Source organism: Zhengella sedimenti, assembly GCF_046506625.1.
In the GTDB taxonomy this organism is placed as follows: domain Bacteria; phylum Pseudomonadota; class Alphaproteobacteria; order Rhizobiales; family Rhizobiaceae; genus Zhengella; species Zhengella sedimenti.
This window is the reverse complement of record NZ_JBKFFP010000001.1, coordinates 597,745-612,686: the sequence shown is the minus strand read 5'-3', so window position 1 is coordinate 612,686 and position 14,942 is coordinate 597,745. Positions and strand designations below refer to the sequence as shown.

Genomic DNA, 14,942 nt, shown 5'->3' with positions numbered 1-14,942 from the left:
CAGGAGAGTGCCTTCGCCACCTTGCCGGACATAACGCCGTGACAGACACCGCCGCCGGAGCCGACCGCCGGTTCGCCGCCTTTTCCCATCCGGCCTATGTCCGCTTCTGGGCGGCCCGCTTCATGGTCACCTTCGCCACCCAGGTCGTCTCCGTGGCCGTCGGCTGGCAGATCTACGACCTGACACGCGATCCCTTCGATCTCGGTCTCGTCGGGCTGATCCAGTTCGCCCCCGCGCTGCTGCTCGTCCTCGTCACCGGCGCGGCGGCCGACCGCTATGGGCGCCGGCTGGTCATGGGACTGGCCGTGGCCCTCGAGGCCGCCTGCGCCGCTGCGATCCTCCTCCTGACGCTCCGTGGCCTGACCTCGCCGCTCCCGGTCTTCGCGGTTCTCGCCGTCTTTGGCATCGCCCGCGCCTTCTTCGGTCCCGCCTCCGCCGCGCTGGTGGCCAATCTCGTGCCGGCGCGCGACTTCGCCAATGCCGTGGCGTGGAACTCGTCCGCCTGGCAGACAGCCACCATCGTCGGCCCGGTCGCCGGCGGTCTGCTCTATGGCGCCGGCGCCGGCGTGGCCTATGGCCTGGCATGTGCGTTCATGGTGGGCGCGGCCGCGCTCGTCCTTTCCATCCCCAAGCCGGCACAACACACCGAGCGTGAGCAGGTCACGCTGGCGGCCATATTCGGCGGCTTCCGCTACATCCGCGAGGAGAAGGTGGTCTTCGGCGCCATTTCGCTCGACCTGTTCGCGGTCCTCCTCGGCGGCGCGGTGGCGCTGATGCCTGTCTATGCCCGCGACATCCTCGATCTCGGACCCTGGGGCCTCGGCCTGTTGCGTGCCGCTCCCGGGGTCGGCGCGGTTGCCATGGGCCTCTATCTGGCCATGAACCCTGTGCGCGACCATGCCGGCATCATCATGCTCGCCGCAGTCGCCCTGTTCGGCCTGTTCACCGCGCTGTTCGGCATCTCCACCATGCCCTGGCTGTCCATCGCCGCGCTCGCGCTGATGGGTGCGGCCGACATGATCAGCGTCTATATCCGCGAGACCCTGATCCAGTTGTGGACACCGGACCGCCTGCGCGGCCGCGTATCGGCGGTCAACATGGTCTTCGTGGGCGCCTCCAACGAACTCGGCGAATTCCGCGCCGGGACCATGGCGGCGGGGTTTGGCGCCGTGCCGGCGGTGGTGATCGGTGGCGCGGGCGCCATCGGCGTGGCAGCGCTGTGGGGTTTCCTGTTTCCGGCCATGCGCCGGGCCCGCCACCTGGACGGACGAACCTGACCGCGCCCGCAGGCCTTTGCCCGATCAGTCCCCGGACTTCCCGCTTTCGAAGATGAGATGCAGGAACTCGTCCAGCCAGCGGCGCAGCTTCGGGTCCCAGACATAGCGGCCCTCGATATGCTCGCGCCCCTGCTGGGCACCCGGAAGCACGAAACGGTGCGCCCCGCGCACGATCCAGCGCTGCATCATCGCCCGGGTCAACTCGCCATGGAACTGGATGCCCCAGGCATTGGCGCCATAGCGGAACGCCTGGTTGGGATAGGCTTCGGCACTGGCCAGAAGCGTGGCGCCATGCGGCAGGGAGAAACCCTCCCGATGGAACTGGTACACCATGTCGGGCCATTCCATCAGCGCCCTGCCCTCTTGCGTGGCCTGCAACGGATACCAGCCGATCTCGACCTGCCCGTCGGCCCGGCCCTCGACCCGTCCGCCCAGATGATTGACCAGCATCTGCGCGCCGAGGCAGATGCCGAGGAACGGCTTGTTCTCCTTGAGCGCCACCCCGATCCATTCGGTCTCGCGCTTGACGTAGTCTTCCGGATCGTTGGCGCTCATCGGCCCGCCGAAAATGACCGCGCCGGCATGGCCGGAAAGCGTCTCCGGAAGCGGGTCGCCGAGCGGCGGCCGCCGTATGTCGAGTTCGAATCCCCGGGCCTGGAGGATCTGCCCGACCCGGCCCGCGCTGGAATGCTCCTGGTGGAGAACCGTGAGGATACGTCCCCTGCTGCCCGCGCCCATGCCTGAAAGCCTACCCCTTGATGTCCACGCCGCGTGCCGAGGCCACTTCCTGCCGCAGGAGGATACGGTCCCTGTTGGAAATGCCGATCAGTTCGGCCACCCGCCAGACCGTGTTGTCTTCCAGTTCATGCATCACCCCGTCGGCGAACACCACTTCCCACATGAGACGGATGAAATCGAGACGGCCCGTTTCGTCAAGCTCCCGCTTGATCACCGATGTGAAGGCATAGAGGTCGACCGCTTCGCGATCAGCCGCCTCGCCAGCCTTCATCACCCGGTGAAGCTCGGCTTCCGAAAGGCCATAGGTCGCGGCCAGCGACTGGGTCAGACGGGTCCGTTCCTCCTCGCGCCGCTCGCCGTCGGCATCCATCACGTGAAACAACAGGGCGGCAGCGGCCACCTTCGGATCGTCCTCCTCATGGACACCCCGCTTGCCGGCGGAGTCGGTAAACAGGCTGAAGAGCCGTTCGAGCATGTTGCGGTCCTGCTGCGGTTCGCGTTTGCGGCCGTTTTCAGGCCTTCTGCCCTTCATTTATAGAAAGCTCGTTCATCAGAACAACCGGAAGCGCGGCACGCTCTCTTCCTTCGGCGCATCGGGATCGACGCCGGGATCGTCGGGAACCGGCGGACGTTCACGCGTCAGCGGCTTGCGTTGCGGATCGACGGAGTCCGGCACGCTGACGCCTTCGGCCAGCGGTGCGGGCTGTTCGGCCGCGCGTGCCGCCGCAGCCGTGTTGGAGGACAGCGCATCGGGTTCCTTGTCCTTTTGCGGTTCGCCTGTCCCGGCCTTCGCAGCTTCTGCGTTCTTCCCGTTTTCAGGTTCGCCTGCCGCGTCGGTCTTGGCCGCGGCAGGCTGTTCGCCGTCTCCGGCATCGCTGTCCTCCGCATCACTGCGGGCAGCATCCTTTTCCACGCCGGAGGGTGCCGGCGGGATGATCTCCATGCCGGCGCCCGGATCGGACGGGGTCCCGCGGTCCTCGTCAGCCACCTCCGCCTCATGGTGCGTCACGGACGCCCCGGCCGCTGCTGTCGCGGCCACGCTTCCCGCAATCGCTTCATCGCGCCCCGAAGCACCCTTGGAGGCAATCGCCGGAGGCATCACCGGCATGCCGCCGTCGGCCGGACGATCCTCCAGCACGGGACCGAGCCGTTCCACCGGCACCCGCCATTCGAAGGCGTCGATGCGGCCCGTGACGGGCGAAAACGGCGCCCAGTGCTCCGACACATAGCCATCCGCCGTCCAGGCCGGATCGCGCGGCGCGCGCACGGCCATGGAGAGCCAGTGCCGCACGCGGCCCTGGTCGCCGGTTTCGGCTTCCTCGATGTCGGCGAGCAACAGGTAGGCGCCTTCGCGCGGATCCTGCTTGAGGACCGCCTCCAGCTTTTCGCGTGCCAGGCGGTACTCCCCGGCATCATAGGCGGCACGGGCAACCGCGTAGGCCGATTCGCGGTGATAGGTTCGCAGCGCCTGCAGCCGTTCCGCCCGCTTGAGCCGGTCGGCCACCGAATCGCCTGGACGCAGGTGGACATAGGCCTGCGCCACTTCCGGATGGGCCTCCTTCTTCCACATCGCCTCCAGCACCTTGGCCGCCTTCTTCAAATCGTTGAGGCGCACCAGCGAGCGGGCCGTCACGATGGCCGCGGGAACGAGGTCGGGCGCAAGCCGAAGTGCGGCCTGCCCGTCATTGCGCGCGCTGGCGGGATCGGCTTCCGCCTCGGCTATGGCCTTGGCCGTCAGCAGCACGGCGCGGCGGCGGGCGGCCACCTCCTTTCCGATCTGCCGGGTCGAGGCCTGTTGCTCCAGCAGCGCCAGCGCGGCGCTCCAGTCGCCCTCGCGCGAACGCGCTTCCAGCGTGGCGCCGGACGCCCAGCCAAGCTGGGGCGCCAGTTCCGCGGCCTTTTCGGCATAATGGCGGGCGGCTTCCGGTTCACGCATGCGCTGCGCTTCCAGATAGAGCCCGCGCAGCCCCAGCAGCCGCGTTTCCGGATCCTCGACCATTGCCTCGAACTTCTTGCGCGCACCCTCCGTATCGCCTTCCAGAAGCAGCGTCTGCGCATCAAGGAGGTGGATCAGCGGCTCCTGGTCGGCCGAGAGGTTGCTTTGCGCCTGCTTGCTCATCCGGCGCGCCGACACCGCGTCCCCGGCCCCGGCGGCGATCAGGCCGGTCGACAGCGACTGGTAGCCGCGATCGCGCTTGCGCGCCCGGAAGAAACGGCTCACACGGTGTGGACTTGTCCAGATGGCCTTGAGCACCCACCAGGCCAGCAGGATGGCGGCGACGGCAGCGACCACGGCCACAGCCGCGACCAGCAGCGAGACCTCGTATTGCATGGCGTCGAAGGTGACGACCATGGTTCCGGGCCGGTCGGCCAGCCAGGCAAAGCCGGCGCCGAGCACGAAGACGGTGGCGAGAAAGACAAGAAGCCTGATCATGATGTCCGTTCTCCTCAGCCGTTCTGCCCGGCGGCTTTCAGCGCCGAGGATAGGACGTCGTCGACCAGCCGGTCCGCTTCAAGACGCGCTTTGAGCCGTCCGGCAAACTCCGCGCCGGCGGTTTTCGCCGCTTCGGGCATGGTTTCGTATTCCGCCAGCGCCGCCGCGTAGTCGCCGCGTTCCACGGCGCTGACCATGCGCGCGGCGATGTCGGCGGGCTTGTCGCCCTCCGGCGTTCCGACCGGCCGCGACTTGACCAGAGAGCGGGCGCTCGCCGTGAGCCGGTCCATGAAACCGGCATCCTCGGGCAGGGTCTGCGTGGCGTCGATCATGGCATAGGCTGCGTCATTGGCGTCCTCGGCGATGTCTGCGCGCGTCGGAACGCCCGTGGCGGCCATCGAGCGAAGGGCGTCCACCGCTTCACCGCCGCCCGTCACCGAGGCGAAGGTTTCCAACTCAGTCATGAAGGGCTGGCCGCGGTCGATGGCCGATTTCAGCGCGGTTGCCGCAATGGCGCGTGCCACGTCCGCCTGCCCGCCGTCCTGCGATAGTTTTTCCTCGATGGCGGCAACGCTTTGCTGGAGTTCCGCCATGGTTGACTGAAGCCCTTCGACGGCGGCCTGCGCAGCCGATGCGGCATCGCTTGCCTGGCCGATCCGTTCAGCCAGCGGCGCCGTCGCCTCGTCGATCAACGGGCGCACGGCCTCCGCGTCAAGACCGCCGCTGTCCGCAGGCGTGGACTCCGAGAGAGCCTGCAGGCGCTGCTCGATGCCGCTCAACCGTTCGCCAAGTGCTGCCGCTGCCTCGCCATTGCCGTCACCGCCGGACGCCGAGCCGAGCACGGCCACATCGTCGCGCACGCTTTGCAGCGACTGCGACAACGTGGCCAGTTCACCACGCAGGGCTTCCAGGTCGCCGGAAACATCGGGCGGGGCCGTACTGGCCGCCGATGCATCGCTGATCTGCGCCTTCAGCGTTTCGATTTCGGAGCGCAACGCCTCGATGGCACCCGATTGCTTTTCCACCGCTGAACCGTCGCGGTCCGTCGCCGGAACGAAGCCCGCATACCAGGCGCCGCCGGCAACCGCGAGCGTCAGCGCCGCGCCGATGACGCCGCCGGCAATCGCACCTGCACCTCCGGACCTACGCTGCGGTTCCGGCCGCGCGGCAGACGCGGCCGGTTCCTGTTCGCCCCTCTCGTCCGCTTCCTCCGTAGGGGTTCCCGAAGCATCCTCGCCGGAGGCAATTGTCCCGGCCGATCCGTCCTCTACCGCCGATTGCGCCGCGTCATCGGCCACTGCCTTGTCTTCGTCGGCCGGCGTTCCGGCTTCCGCGGACTGGCCGTCGGATTCACCCGTGGTTTCGCCGTTGTCCTGCCGGCCCTGTTCGTCATCCAGCGCGGCATTCGCCTCGGCCACGGCCTCCGCCTCGCTGGTTTCGGCAGCCTGCGTCTTCTCGTCCTCGATTCGCGTGACCTCGCTGGAATCAAGGTCGATCGTCACGGGATCCCGCTTGTCCTTCGAATGGCGTTGGTCGGGTTTCTTCGCCATGGCTCGTCTCCGCATCGAATGTCATGCGCCTTCAGTGGCTTTCCGCTTCCGATTAGCACAATGACCGGCAAGAGAAAGGGTTGCAGGCGCGGCAAAGGCCCGCGCCTCCCTACAGGAGAGCCAGCATGGCATCCTCGTTCGGCCGGTCTGCCACGGCCACGCTCTGTCCGCCGCGTGTCGCAATCGTATCGGCAACGCGTTCGGAAATGCAGAGAAATCGCGTATTTTCAAATATTTGATTCATGTACTCACCGGCAGGCAGGGTCTGCATCGCGGCTGCGCCATTGGCTGAAAAGACAAGCGCATCGTCAATCGGCTTGCTGCCGAGAACGCCTGCCATTTCCTGAGTTGAGTAACTGACTTTTTCCGTATCGTAGGTTTCCATCGCCACGATCCGGAAACCGTGCCGGCGCGCGGCGGCTTCAAGATCCGGCCGCCGGACGCGTCCGCAGGGATAGGCGATCCGGGCACCGCCCGGCAGCGTGCCGGCCATGCGGGCGACGATATCCGATACATCGCCCTTGACGCTCGTGACTGCCGAGAACCCCGCCTTTTCGACCGCGCGCGCGGTCGCTTCACCCACCGCGATACAGGGCAGTCCGGCCAGGCGGTCGATCAGGCCGCGGCCGGCGTGACGGATCGCATTGGCGCTCGTCACGGCGACGGCGTCGAAACGGACAAGCGGGCCGGGCAAGTCACAGGCAATGGCAACGATGCGGCTGAGCGGCAGGATCACCGGCTCATGGCCAAGGGCGGCGATGCGGCGCGCGGTTTTCTCCGCCGCCTCCCGCGGCCGGGTGACGAGAACGCGCCGCCGCCTGTCCAATGTCAGGTCCAGCTGTCGAAGAAGCCGGGGCCGGCCTTGGCGCGCACTTTTTCGCCTGCCTTTCGGCCGACGATCTCGGCATCGGTGATGAGCCCGTCGCCGGCGATCTCGTGCGCCTGTGTCCCGTCCGGCGTGAGGATCATGCCGGAAAAAAAGACCTGTGTGCCGTCGATACGGGCGTGTCCGGCCAATGGTGTACGGCAGGATCCGTCGAGCGCGGCCAGGAAGGCCCGTTCGCAGGTCAGCGCTATCCGTGTCTCGTCGTGATTGATGGCATCGAGCAATCGCCTTGTTTCCGTGTCGCCGGTGCGCGATTCGATGCAGATGGCACCCTGGCCTGGCGCCGGGGGGAAGCTGTCCACATCCATCAGGTCGGTGATGACACCGGCCAGTCCCAGCCGGCGCAGGCCGGCATTGGCCAGCATCGTTCCAGCCACCACGCCCTCTTCCAGTTTCCGAAGCCGGGTCTGAACATTGCCGCGATACATGACCACCGAAAGGTCGGGCCGCATGCGCCGGATCAGCGCCTGACGGCGCAAGGAGGAGGAACCGACGGTTGCGCCTTCCGGCAGGTCGGCGATCCTGGCGGCCGCCTTGCCGATGAAGGCATCGCGCGGGTCTTCACGCTCCAGGAAAGCCGAAAGCTCCAGCCCGTCGGGAAGCATGGTCGGCATGTCCTTTGAGGAATGGACGGCAAGGTCGATTCGCCCGTCATACAGGGCTTCCTCGATTTCCTTGGTGAACAGGCCCTTGCCGCCGGCTTCCGACAATGGCCGGTCCTGGATGCGGTCGCCGGAGGTGGAGATGACCACGATCTCGAAGGCCTCCTCCTCCATGCCATGCGCTGTCATCAGCCGTGCACGCGTCTCCCGCGCCTGCGCGAGCGCCAGTTCGCTGCCGCGTGTCCCGATTCTGATCCGCCGTGTTTGCATGTCCGCCCGTCCGTGGTAACCGTCGCCAGATTTTCGCCGCCCTGTCTACCGGGATAAGCCTGCCCTCGCAATGATCGAACACGCGCCCCTGACACAGACCGTTCTCGGCATCGAGGCCAGCTGCGACGAAACCGCCGCATCCGTCGTCTCGCTGGACCGGGCCGGCGTGCCCCTCATCCGGTCGAACGTGGTGCTCAGCCAGATCGACGAACATGCCGCTTTTGGCGGTGTCGTGCCGGAAATCGCCGCCCGCGCCCATGTCGAGGCGCTCGACGGCGTGATTGCCGCCGCAATGGCCGAAGCCGGCGTCTCGCGCGACACCATCGACGCCATCGCGGTGACCGCCGGTCCGGGCCTGATCGGCGGCCTGATCGCCGGGCTGATGACCGCCAAGGCCATGGCTGCCGCATGGGGCAAGCCGCTCATACCGGTCAACCACCTGGAGGGCCATGCGCTGACCGCGCGGCTGACGGGCCAGGCGGACTTCCCCTTCCTGCTCCTGCTTGTCTCCGGCGGGCATACCCAGATCCTGCGCGTCGGCGGCGTCGGCGACTACCGGCGCTGGGGCACGACGATCGACGATGCGCTCGGCGAAGCCTTCGACAAGACCGCCAAGCTTCTCGGCCTGCCCTATCCCGGCGGACCGGCGGTGGAGAGGGAAGCCTTGAAGGGCGACGCCCGGCGCTTTGCCCTGCCCCGGCCGCTCCGGGGCGAACAACGGCCGGATTTTTCGTTCTCCGGACTGAAGACGGCGGTGCGCCAGGCCGCGACGGCGGTCGCGCCGCTGACAAGTGCGGACGTCGCCGATATCTGCGCCTCCTTCCAGCAGGCCATCTGCGAAACGCTGGCTGAACGCGTTGCCCGCAGCCTGGAGCGATTCCGCATTGAACATCCGGCCATCGCCGATCCGGTCCTGGTGGTCGCCGGCGGCGTCGCGGCCAACAAGGCGGTGCGGGCGGCGCTGGAAACCCTTTGCGCGGATCACGGCTTCCGCCTTGCCGCCCCGCCTTTGGACCTGTGCACCGACAATGCCGCCATGATCGCCTGGGCCGGACTTGAGCGCCTGCGCGCCGGTCTTGTTCCTGATGACGCGCTTCAGATCGCGCCGCGTGCGCGCTGGCCGCTGGACGAAGGGTCCGCGCCCGTGTTCGGCGCCGGCAAGCGGGGGGCCAAGGCATGAGCGGCGCTGCGCCGAAAATCGCGGTCCTGGGTGGGGGCGCCTGGGGCACGGCGCTGGCCGTGACCATGGCCCGGGCCGGACTGGAGCCCGCGCTGTGGGCCCGCGACGCGGCCACGGTGGCGGAGATCAACAGCCGGAAAACCAATGCCCGCTACCTACCGGGAATCACGCTGGAGCCGGGCATCTTTGCCACCGCCGATGCCGCCGAAGCGCTCCGGGACGCGCACATCGTCCTGGCGGTCGTGCCGGCCCAGACCCTGCGCGATGCGCTTTCCGGCCTGAAGGAAACCATCCCCTCCGGCATCCCGCTCGTCCTCTGCGCCAAGGGCATCGAACGCAGCACGGGACTGCTGATGTCCGATATTGCCACGCAAATCCTGCCCGCAAACCCCGTCGCGGCCTTGTCGGGTCCGAGCTTTGCCAGCGATGTTGCGCGCGGCCTGCCGACCGCCGTCACGGTCGCGGCCGGAAACGAGACACTGGCGCGCGACCTTGCCGCGCGGCTTTCCGGCCCTGCCTTCCGCTGCTATGCGACCGATGACCTGAAGGGCGTGGAAGTGGGCGGCGCGCTGAAGAACGTGCTCGCCATCGCTGCAGGCTCGATCCATGGCGCGGGCCTCGGCGCCAGCGCGCAGGCCGCCGCCATCACGCGCGGCTTCGTCGAGTTGCGGCGCATCGGCGCGGCGCTCGGTGGCCGGCCCGAAACCATGATGGGCCTGTCCGGCCTTGGCGACCTGATCCTCACCTGCGGATCGGAGCAATCGCGCAATTTCGCCTATGGCGTGGCCCTGGGACGCGGGGAAAGCCTGGACAACCGCCCGCTGGCCGAAGGTGCCGCCACCGCAGGCATTGCCGCGCGCATCGCCATGGACAAGGCCATCGAGGCGCCGATCTGCGATGCCGTCGCCGCCGTGCTGGACGGGCGCCTGACCGTTCGCGCGGCCATGGAGGCCCTGCTCGCCCGGCCGCTGAAAACCGAGGATATCTGACAGACATCAACAAACGGGCCACTGGCCTGCGGAGGACTGGACATCATGCTTTTTGCCCTGATCTGCAATGACAAGCCGAACGCGCTGCAACTGCGCCTCGACACCCGCCCGGCGCACCTGGAATGGCTGAACGGCCTGAAGGACAAGGGGATCGTGAAACTCGGCGGCCCCTTCATGGACGCCGAAGGCAAGCCCGATGGCAGCATGGTCGTCATCGAGGCCGAAAACCAGTCTGCCGCCGAGGCGCTGGCAGGCCAGGACCCCTACGCCAGGGCGGGCCTGTTCGCCGCCGTCGAGGTCCGCCCGTGGACCTGGGTCATCAACAATCCGGAAGCTTGAGGATCGCACGCATGCAATACTGGCTGTTCAAGTCCGAACCCTTCAAGTGGTCCTGGGAAAACCAGAAGGCGAAGGGCGACGCCGGCGAACAATGGGACGGCATCCGCAACTACCAGGCGCGCAACAACATGCGCGCCATGAAGATCGGCGACCGCGGCTTCTTCTACCATTCCAACGAGGGGCTGGAAGTGGTCGGCATCGTCGAGGTCTGCGCTGAAATCCACCCCGACACCACGACCGACGATCCGCGCTGGGAATGCGTCGACATCCGCGCCGTCAGGGACATGCCGAAGCCGGTGACCCTCAAGGACGTGAAGGCAAATCCTTCGCTCGCCGGAATGTCGCTCGTCACCTCCATGCGCCTTTCGGTACAGCCGGTCACGCCGGAGGAATGGATGGAGGTCTGCCGCATGGGCGGACTGGACGGCCGGACGCTGGAGCCGCTTTGACCGCTGCGCCATCGCCCGCCCGCCTGACCCCGGAAACGGCGCGGACCTTCATCCTTGCCAACACCGCGGTGCACCGTCCACCTCATGTGCCCGAGGTCGCCCTGCATCTGGCCGACGAGGCCTATGACCTGTGGCGCCGCACGGAGGAGGAATTGTCGGAAATCGGCCTGCCGCCGCCCTTCTGGGCCTTTGCCTGGGCCGGCGGCCAGGGTCTCGCCCGCCACGTCCTAGACAATCCGGGCATCGTGCGCGGCCGGTCCGTGCTCGATTTTGCCGCAGGCTCCGGTCTTGTCGGCATTGCCGCCGCGCTCGCCGGGGCCAGCGCGGTTGTCTGCGCCGACATCGACCCCTTCTGTGCCCCGGCCATTGCACTCAACGCGGACCTGAACGGCGTCTCGGTCGTCCCCACATCAGCGGATGTGACCGGAACCGACGGCGGTTGGGACGTGGTGCTCGCCGGTGACGTCTTCTACGACCGCGATTTCGCTGCCCGGCTCACGCCCTGGTTCGAGACCCTGGCCGCGCGTGGCTGCACGGTCCTCATCGGCGACCCCGGCCGCTCCTACCTGCCGCGCGAACGCCTGGCCGCCTGTTCGGTGCACGAGGTGCCGGTGACGCGCATCCTCGAGGATGCCGAGATCAAGAAGACCACCGTCTGGCGCCTCGCCTGAAACCCTGGCGCGTGACCCGGACCACCGTGCCGCGCCGCAGATGCGGCAGCAGCAGGCGCATGACCCCGGGCGCGACCGCGATGCAGCCCTCGGTCGGCGGAAAGCCCGGCTTCGCGACATGAAGGAAGATGGCCGAGCCGCGAAAGCGGCGCCGCGAGGCGATGTTCCAGTCGAGCACGAGGCAATGGTCATAGAGCCGGTCGGCGCGCATCATCGCCTCGTGGCTGGCAGGAAACGGCAGCCGGACCGGCCGGTTGTATGCGCCATGGGCCGGCGCATCGCACCAGCCGTCATCGGCCCGGATGGCCCGGAGCGCCACGCCGGCATGGCGCTGCATGCTGCGGTCCGCACGGACGTAACCGGACAGCAGCTTCATCGCGGCCAGCGGCGTCGCGCCGTCGCCCTCACGCTTGAAGGCCGAGATGCCGGATCGCCCGAGCGCGCAGGGAAACGTCCGGTTCCCGGCCCGGATGAGCCCGCGGCACGGGTTTCCCGGTGCTGCGCGCACGGTCAGGAAACGAAGTCCGCTGTGCTTTTTGGTTGTGTTGACCTTCATTTCACCTTTTTTCGAGAAAGACTGGCGTCACGGACAAATCAGCGTGATGATCTTTGCGCCGCGAAGGCGAAGGCGTAAAGATGCCGCGCAATTGAAGGACAAGGGGAAGGGAAAGCATGACGGCACGCACGATCCTGATTGTCGACGATGACGAGGACCTGCGACAGACCCTGGTCGAGCAGCTTTCCCTCTACGAGGAATTCCAGGTCATCGAGGCCGAGACCGCCACCAAGGGCGTGCAGGCAGCGCGGGGCGGCATCATCGACCTGCTCATCATGGACGTGAACCTGCCCGACATGGATGGCCGTGAGGCGGTGAAGCTGCTGCGCAAGGGCGGCTTCAAGGCCCCGGTCATCATGCTGACGGGGCAGGACACCGATTCCGACACCATTCTGGGCCTGGAAGCCGGCGCCAACGACTATGTCACCAAGCCGTTCCGTTTCGCCGTCCTTCTTGCCCGCATCCGCGCGCAGTTGCGCCAGCACGAACAGAGCGAGGACGCCACCTTCGTCGTCGGGCCCTATACGTTCAAGCCGAGCCAGAAGCTGCTGATCGACCAGCGCGGCGGCAAGGTGCGCCTGACGGAGAAGGAATCTGCCATCATCAAGTATCTCTACCGGGCCGACCAGAAAGTCGTCACGCGTGACGTCCTTCTGGAAGAAGTCTGGGGCTACAATTCGGGCGTGACGACCCACACGCTGGAGACCCACGTCTACCGGCTGCGCCAGAAGATCGAACGTGATCCTTCCAATGCGCAGATTCTTGTGACAGAAAGCGGCGGATACAAGCTGGTTCCCTGAACGATGCCGCCATGAGGTGATTCGCGGGGAACCCTGGAGGGGACGCCGCCATCCATGGCGCTCGAAGACGATATCCGGCTGCTCGGTTCCGTCGGCTTCCTTGAAGGTCTGACGACGGAACAGTTGCGCCTGCTCGCCTTCGGCGCCGAGAGCATGCGCCTTTCCGCCGGCCGCGAACTCTACCGCGAGGGCGCGGCTGCCGACGGCGCCTTCATCGTCGCGTCCGGCGAGATCGACCTCACCACGCTGAAGGGAAACCGGCTCGTCACGCTCAAGACCGTCGGACCGTCCACGATCCTCGGCGATGTCGCGCTGATTGCCCCGGCACGGCGCGCGACCGGCGCCATGGCGCGCACCGATTGCGAATTGCTGCGCATCGGCAGGACCCTTTTTCGCCGGATCCTGACCGAATATCCGGAAACCGCCGTTCTCCTGCAGGAGCGTTTCACCCGCGAATTGCAGGACCTCGCAGGCCAGGTCGCGAAGCTGGAAGACCGTTTCCGCGACTGAGACGGCCAAGCGCCGCACCGGCCTCAATCGAAATCGAAGGTCGCGATCACCGGCACGTGGTCTGAGGGTTTTTCCCAGCCGCGCGCATCGCGCAGCACCGAGATTCCGGCCAGCCGGTCTTCCAGGTCCGGCGATGACCAGACATGGTCGAGACGGCGGCCCCTGTCGGCCGCGGCCCAGTCCTTTGCCCGGTAACTCCACCAGGTGTAGAGCTTTTCCTCCGCGGGAATGTGCTTGCGCATCAGGTCGCTCCACCCGCCCTTCACCCGCAGGTCTTCCAGCGTCTCCGTCTCCACCGGCGTGTGGCTGACGATCTTGAGAAGCTGCTTGTGCGACCAGACATCGTTCTCCAGCGGCGCGATGTTGAGATCGCCGACCAGCACGGAGGACCGGCGCTCGCCGTGTTCGGCGGTGATGGCCCGCATTTCCTCCAGGAAGTCCAGCTTGTGGCGGAATTTCGGATTGATCTCGGGATCCGGTTCGTCGCCCCCGGCCGGGACATAGAAATTGTGGACCAGGACATTGCGTCCACCGGCCGCCACATTCACCGAGAGATGCCGGCAATCGCCCATGTCGCAGAAGCCGCGCCGCTCAACGGCGGCGATTTCGCGCCGCGCCACCGTGGCGACACCATGATAGCCCTTCTGGCCATTGACCTCGATGTGTTCGTAGCCCAGCGCCCGGAACGCCTTTTCGGGGAACTGCCCGTTTTCGCACTTGATTTCCTGCAGGCAGAGCACGTCCGGGCGGTGGGCGGCCAGGAATTGCTCCACCAGCGGCATGCGCAGGCGCACCGAATTGATATTCCAAGTGGCAATCGAGAACGGCATGAAGGGGATCCGTGAGCAGGAAATGACAAGGCCGGACTTTGCCCATCCGGCCTTGCGCTTTCAAGCATTGCGGAACGACAGGCGGCAGACCGTCAGATGTTCCACAGGTTTCCGGCTGTCAACGGCCGCGCCCGCCTGCGCCGCGACGCGCATTGGTTTCGGCCACCTTGTCGTAATCGATCGCGAAGGAGGCCTCCTGCAGCGGCACATCCTGCTTCACGTTGAAGATCATCACGGTGGTGTCCTTGCCCTGCTGGTCGGTGATCGTCCACTGGCGCAGTTCCGATGTCACCGTGTCGAACACCATCGTGATCCGGGCGTTTCCGAAGACCGACTTGTCGCTCATCTTGACCGTGACGATGTCCTCGTCCGCCTTGACATCTTCGATGGATGCCTTGGACAGGTCGATACGCTCGTCGAGCAGCAGCTTCAGCGGTGTCTTGGACAGCGGATAGGTCTCGTAGGTGCGCAGTTTCCGGTTGTTGAGCAGCACGTGGCTGCCATCGGACACCACGCGGTAGGCCGCGGCATCCTCGTAGTCGAAGCGGATCTTGCCCGGCCGCATGAGCGCGAAGGTGCCGCCCGTCTGCTCGCCACGCGGCCCGAACTGCACGAACTCGCCGGTCATGCTTTTCACCGAGGAGAAATGGTCGGCGATCTTCTGCGCGATGGCGGGCGGGGCGGCGATGCCCTGGACGGCCGGCATGGCCGTTGCCGCGCCAAGCGCCAACGCCGTTGCCAATGCTGCGGCGCGCAAACGCCGGGAGAAGATGGAATGGTTCATGTCGACGCTCCGTCTCTTTCCGTCGTCATTCGTTGTCCCCTGATCGCCCGCAACAACGGCTGCATTGCGGCAGGGAA

17 protein-coding genes are annotated in these 14,942 nt (G+C 66.9%); 8 read left to right on the top strand and 9 right to left on the bottom strand.

Annotated elements, in window-relative coordinates; translation table 11 throughout:
* Positions 1-38: 38 nt before the first annotated feature.
* Complete coding sequence (locus ACLB6G_RS03120) at positions 39-1,277, top strand: MFS transporter (protein WP_410354645.1); 1,239 nt, start codon at positions 39-41, stop codon at positions 1,275-1,277.
* A 24-nt stretch (positions 1,278-1,301) separates the two neighbouring features.
* Here the strand turns inward: ACLB6G_RS03120 and ACLB6G_RS03115 are convergent, their stop codons facing one another.
* The 6 genes from ACLB6G_RS03115 to hemC all read right to left on the bottom strand — a co-directional run bounded on the left by ACLB6G_RS03115 (position 1,302) and on the right by hemC (position 7,757).
* Complete coding sequence (locus tag ACLB6G_RS03115; RefSeq protein WP_410354644.1) at positions 1,302-2,015, bottom strand: glutamine amidotransferase; 714 nt, start codon at positions 2,013-2,015, stop codon at positions 1,302-1,304.
* A gap of 10 nt (positions 2,016-2,025) precedes the next feature.
* Entirely contained in the window at positions 2,026-2,490 is a 465-nt protein-coding gene (locus tag ACLB6G_RS03110; protein ID WP_410354643.1) for a tellurite resistance TerB family protein, read from the bottom strand.
* 75 nt (positions 2,491-2,565) lie between these two features.
* Positions 2,566-4,449, bottom strand: coding sequence for a heme biosynthesis protein HemY (locus ACLB6G_RS03105; RefSeq protein ID WP_410354642.1), 1,884 nt, complete (start codon positions 4,447-4,449; stop codon positions 2,566-2,568).
* A gap of 14 nt (positions 4,450-4,463) precedes the next feature.
* On the bottom strand, positions 4,464-5,999 hold the full coding sequence (locus tag ACLB6G_RS03100; RefSeq protein WP_410354641.1) for a COG4223 family protein: 1,536 nt from the start codon (positions 5,997-5,999) through the stop codon (positions 4,464-4,466).
* Between the two features lie 109 nt (positions 6,000-6,108).
* Positions 6,109-6,825 (bottom strand): uroporphyrinogen-III synthase, encoded by a 717-nt coding sequence (locus ACLB6G_RS03095; protein ID WP_410354640.1) that lies wholly within the window; start codon positions 6,823-6,825, stop codon positions 6,109-6,111.
* A 2-nt stretch (positions 6,826-6,827) separates the two neighbouring features.
* Positions 6,828-7,757 (bottom strand): hydroxymethylbilane synthase, encoded by a 930-nt coding sequence (gene hemC / locus ACLB6G_RS03090; RefSeq protein ID WP_410354639.1) that lies wholly within the window; start codon positions 7,755-7,757, stop codon positions 6,828-6,830.
* A gap of 70 nt (positions 7,758-7,827) precedes the next feature.
* Between hemC and tsaD the strand changes: the two genes are divergently transcribed.
* From tsaD to ACLB6G_RS03065, 5 genes are read left to right on the top strand one after another with little or no spacing between them, the layout of a single operon-like run.
* The gene (gene tsaD / locus ACLB6G_RS03085; protein WP_410354638.1) at positions 7,828-8,937 is read left to right on the top strand and encodes a tRNA (adenosine(37)-N6)-threonylcarbamoyltransferase complex transferase subunit TsaD; all 1,110 of its coding nucleotides are present in this window, start codon (positions 7,828-7,830) and stop codon (positions 8,935-8,937) included.
* Positions 8,934-9,926, top strand: a complete 993-nt coding sequence (locus tag ACLB6G_RS03080; RefSeq protein ID WP_410354637.1) for an NAD(P)H-dependent glycerol-3-phosphate dehydrogenase — start codon at positions 8,934-8,936, stop codon at positions 9,924-9,926. Before tsaD ends, ACLB6G_RS03080 begins: the two co-directional genes overlap by 4 nt.
* Before the next feature lie 45 nt (positions 9,927-9,971).
* Positions 9,972-10,265, top strand: coding sequence for a YciI-like protein (locus ACLB6G_RS03075; protein ID WP_410354636.1), 294 nt, complete (start codon positions 9,972-9,974; stop codon positions 10,263-10,265).
* Between the two features lie 11 nt (positions 10,266-10,276).
* Positions 10,277-10,714 carry an EVE domain-containing protein gene (locus ACLB6G_RS03070; RefSeq protein WP_410354635.1) on the top strand — a complete coding sequence of 146 codons (438 nt, stop codon included), beginning with the start codon at positions 10,277-10,279 and terminating at the stop codon, positions 10,712-10,714.
* On the top strand, positions 10,657-11,385 hold the full coding sequence (locus tag ACLB6G_RS03065) for a class I SAM-dependent methyltransferase (protein WP_410354634.1): 729 nt from the start codon (positions 10,657-10,659) through the stop codon (positions 11,383-11,385). The genes ACLB6G_RS03070 and ACLB6G_RS03065 overlap by 58 nt, the downstream gene beginning before the upstream one ends.
* On the opposite strand, the gene ACLB6G_RS03060 is transcribed toward ACLB6G_RS03065, so the two are convergent.
* Positions 11,354-11,941, bottom strand: coding sequence for a L,D-transpeptidase family protein (locus ACLB6G_RS03060; protein ID WP_410354633.1), 588 nt, complete (start codon positions 11,939-11,941; stop codon positions 11,354-11,356). The two genes, ACLB6G_RS03065 and ACLB6G_RS03060, sit on opposite strands and share 32 nt — an antisense overlap.
* Positions 11,942-12,057: 116 nt before the next feature.
* On the opposite strand from ACLB6G_RS03060, the gene ACLB6G_RS03055 reads away from it, so the two are divergent.
* Together ACLB6G_RS03055 and ACLB6G_RS03050 are read left to right on the top strand one after the other, a co-directional pair.
* Positions 12,058-12,741, top strand: coding sequence for a response regulator transcription factor (locus ACLB6G_RS03055; RefSeq protein WP_410354632.1), 684 nt, complete (start codon positions 12,058-12,060; stop codon positions 12,739-12,741).
* A 54-nt stretch (positions 12,742-12,795) separates the two neighbouring features.
* Positions 12,796-13,251: a cyclic nucleotide-binding domain-containing protein gene (locus ACLB6G_RS03050; protein WP_410354631.1), complete on the top strand. Its 456-nt coding sequence runs from the start codon at positions 12,796-12,798 to the stop codon at positions 13,249-13,251.
* A gap of 23 nt (positions 13,252-13,274) precedes the next feature.
* Here ACLB6G_RS03050 and xth read toward each other — a convergent pair whose 3' ends face one another.
* Together xth and ACLB6G_RS03040 are read right to left on the bottom strand one after the other, a co-directional pair.
* Entirely contained in the window at positions 13,275-14,081 is an 807-nt protein-coding gene (gene xth, locus ACLB6G_RS03045; RefSeq protein ID WP_410354630.1) for an exodeoxyribonuclease III, read from the bottom strand.
* Positions 14,082-14,199: 118 nt separating this feature from the next.
* Positions 14,200-14,865: an outer-membrane lipoprotein carrier protein LolA gene (locus tag ACLB6G_RS03040; protein WP_410354629.1), complete on the bottom strand. Its 666-nt coding sequence runs from the start codon at positions 14,863-14,865 to the stop codon at positions 14,200-14,202.
* Between the last annotated feature and the right edge of the window lie 77 nt (positions 14,866-14,942).

Bases quoted from the DNA above. Each gene is read 5' to 3' on its own strand.
- ACLB6G_RS03065 (WP_410354634.1), top strand. From the start codon at position 10,657: ATGGATGGAGGTCTGCCGCATGGGCGGACTGGACGGCCGGACGCTGGA.
- ACLB6G_RS03075 (WP_410354636.1), top strand. From the start codon at position 9,972: ATGCTTTTTGCCCTGATCTGCAATGACAAGCCGAACGCGCTGCAACTG.
- ACLB6G_RS03100 (WP_410354641.1), bottom strand. From the start codon at position 5,999: ATGGCGAAGAAACCCGACCAACGCCATTCGAAGGACAAGCGGGATCCC.
- hemC (WP_410354639.1), bottom strand. From the start codon at position 7,757: ATGCAAACACGGCGGATCAGAATCGGGACACGCGGCAGCGAACTGGCG.
- ACLB6G_RS03050 (WP_410354631.1), top strand. From the start codon at position 12,796: ATGGCGCTCGAAGACGATATCCGGCTGCTCGGTTCCGTCGGCTTCCTT.
- ACLB6G_RS03110 (WP_410354643.1), bottom strand. From the start codon at position 2,490: ATGCTCGAACGGCTCTTCAGCCTGTTTACCGACTCCGCCGGCAAGCGG.
- ACLB6G_RS03060 (WP_410354633.1), bottom strand. From the start codon at position 11,941: ATGAAGGTCAACACAACCAAAAAGCACAGCGGACTTCGTTTCCTGACC.
- xth (WP_410354630.1), bottom strand. From the start codon at position 14,081: ATGCCGTTCTCGATTGCCACTTGGAATATCAATTCGGTGCGCCTGCGC.
- ACLB6G_RS03105 (WP_410354642.1), bottom strand. From the start codon at position 4,449: ATGATCAGGCTTCTTGTCTTTCTCGCCACCGTCTTCGTGCTCGGCGCC.
- ACLB6G_RS03070 (WP_410354635.1), top strand. From the start codon at position 10,277: ATGCAATACTGGCTGTTCAAGTCCGAACCCTTCAAGTGGTCCTGGGAA.
- tsaD (WP_410354638.1), top strand. From the start codon at position 7,828: ATGATCGAACACGCGCCCCTGACACAGACCGTTCTCGGCATCGAGGCC.
- ACLB6G_RS03115 (WP_410354644.1), bottom strand. From the start codon at position 2,015: ATGGGCGCGGGCAGCAGGGGACGTATCCTCACGGTTCTCCACCAGGAG.
- ACLB6G_RS03040 (WP_410354629.1), bottom strand. From the start codon at position 14,865: ATGAACCATTCCATCTTCTCCCGGCGTTTGCGCGCCGCAGCATTGGCA.
- ACLB6G_RS03080 (WP_410354637.1), top strand. From the start codon at position 8,934: ATGAGCGGCGCTGCGCCGAAAATCGCGGTCCTGGGTGGGGGCGCCTGG.
- ACLB6G_RS03055 (WP_410354632.1), top strand. From the start codon at position 12,058: ATGACGGCACGCACGATCCTGATTGTCGACGATGACGAGGACCTGCGA.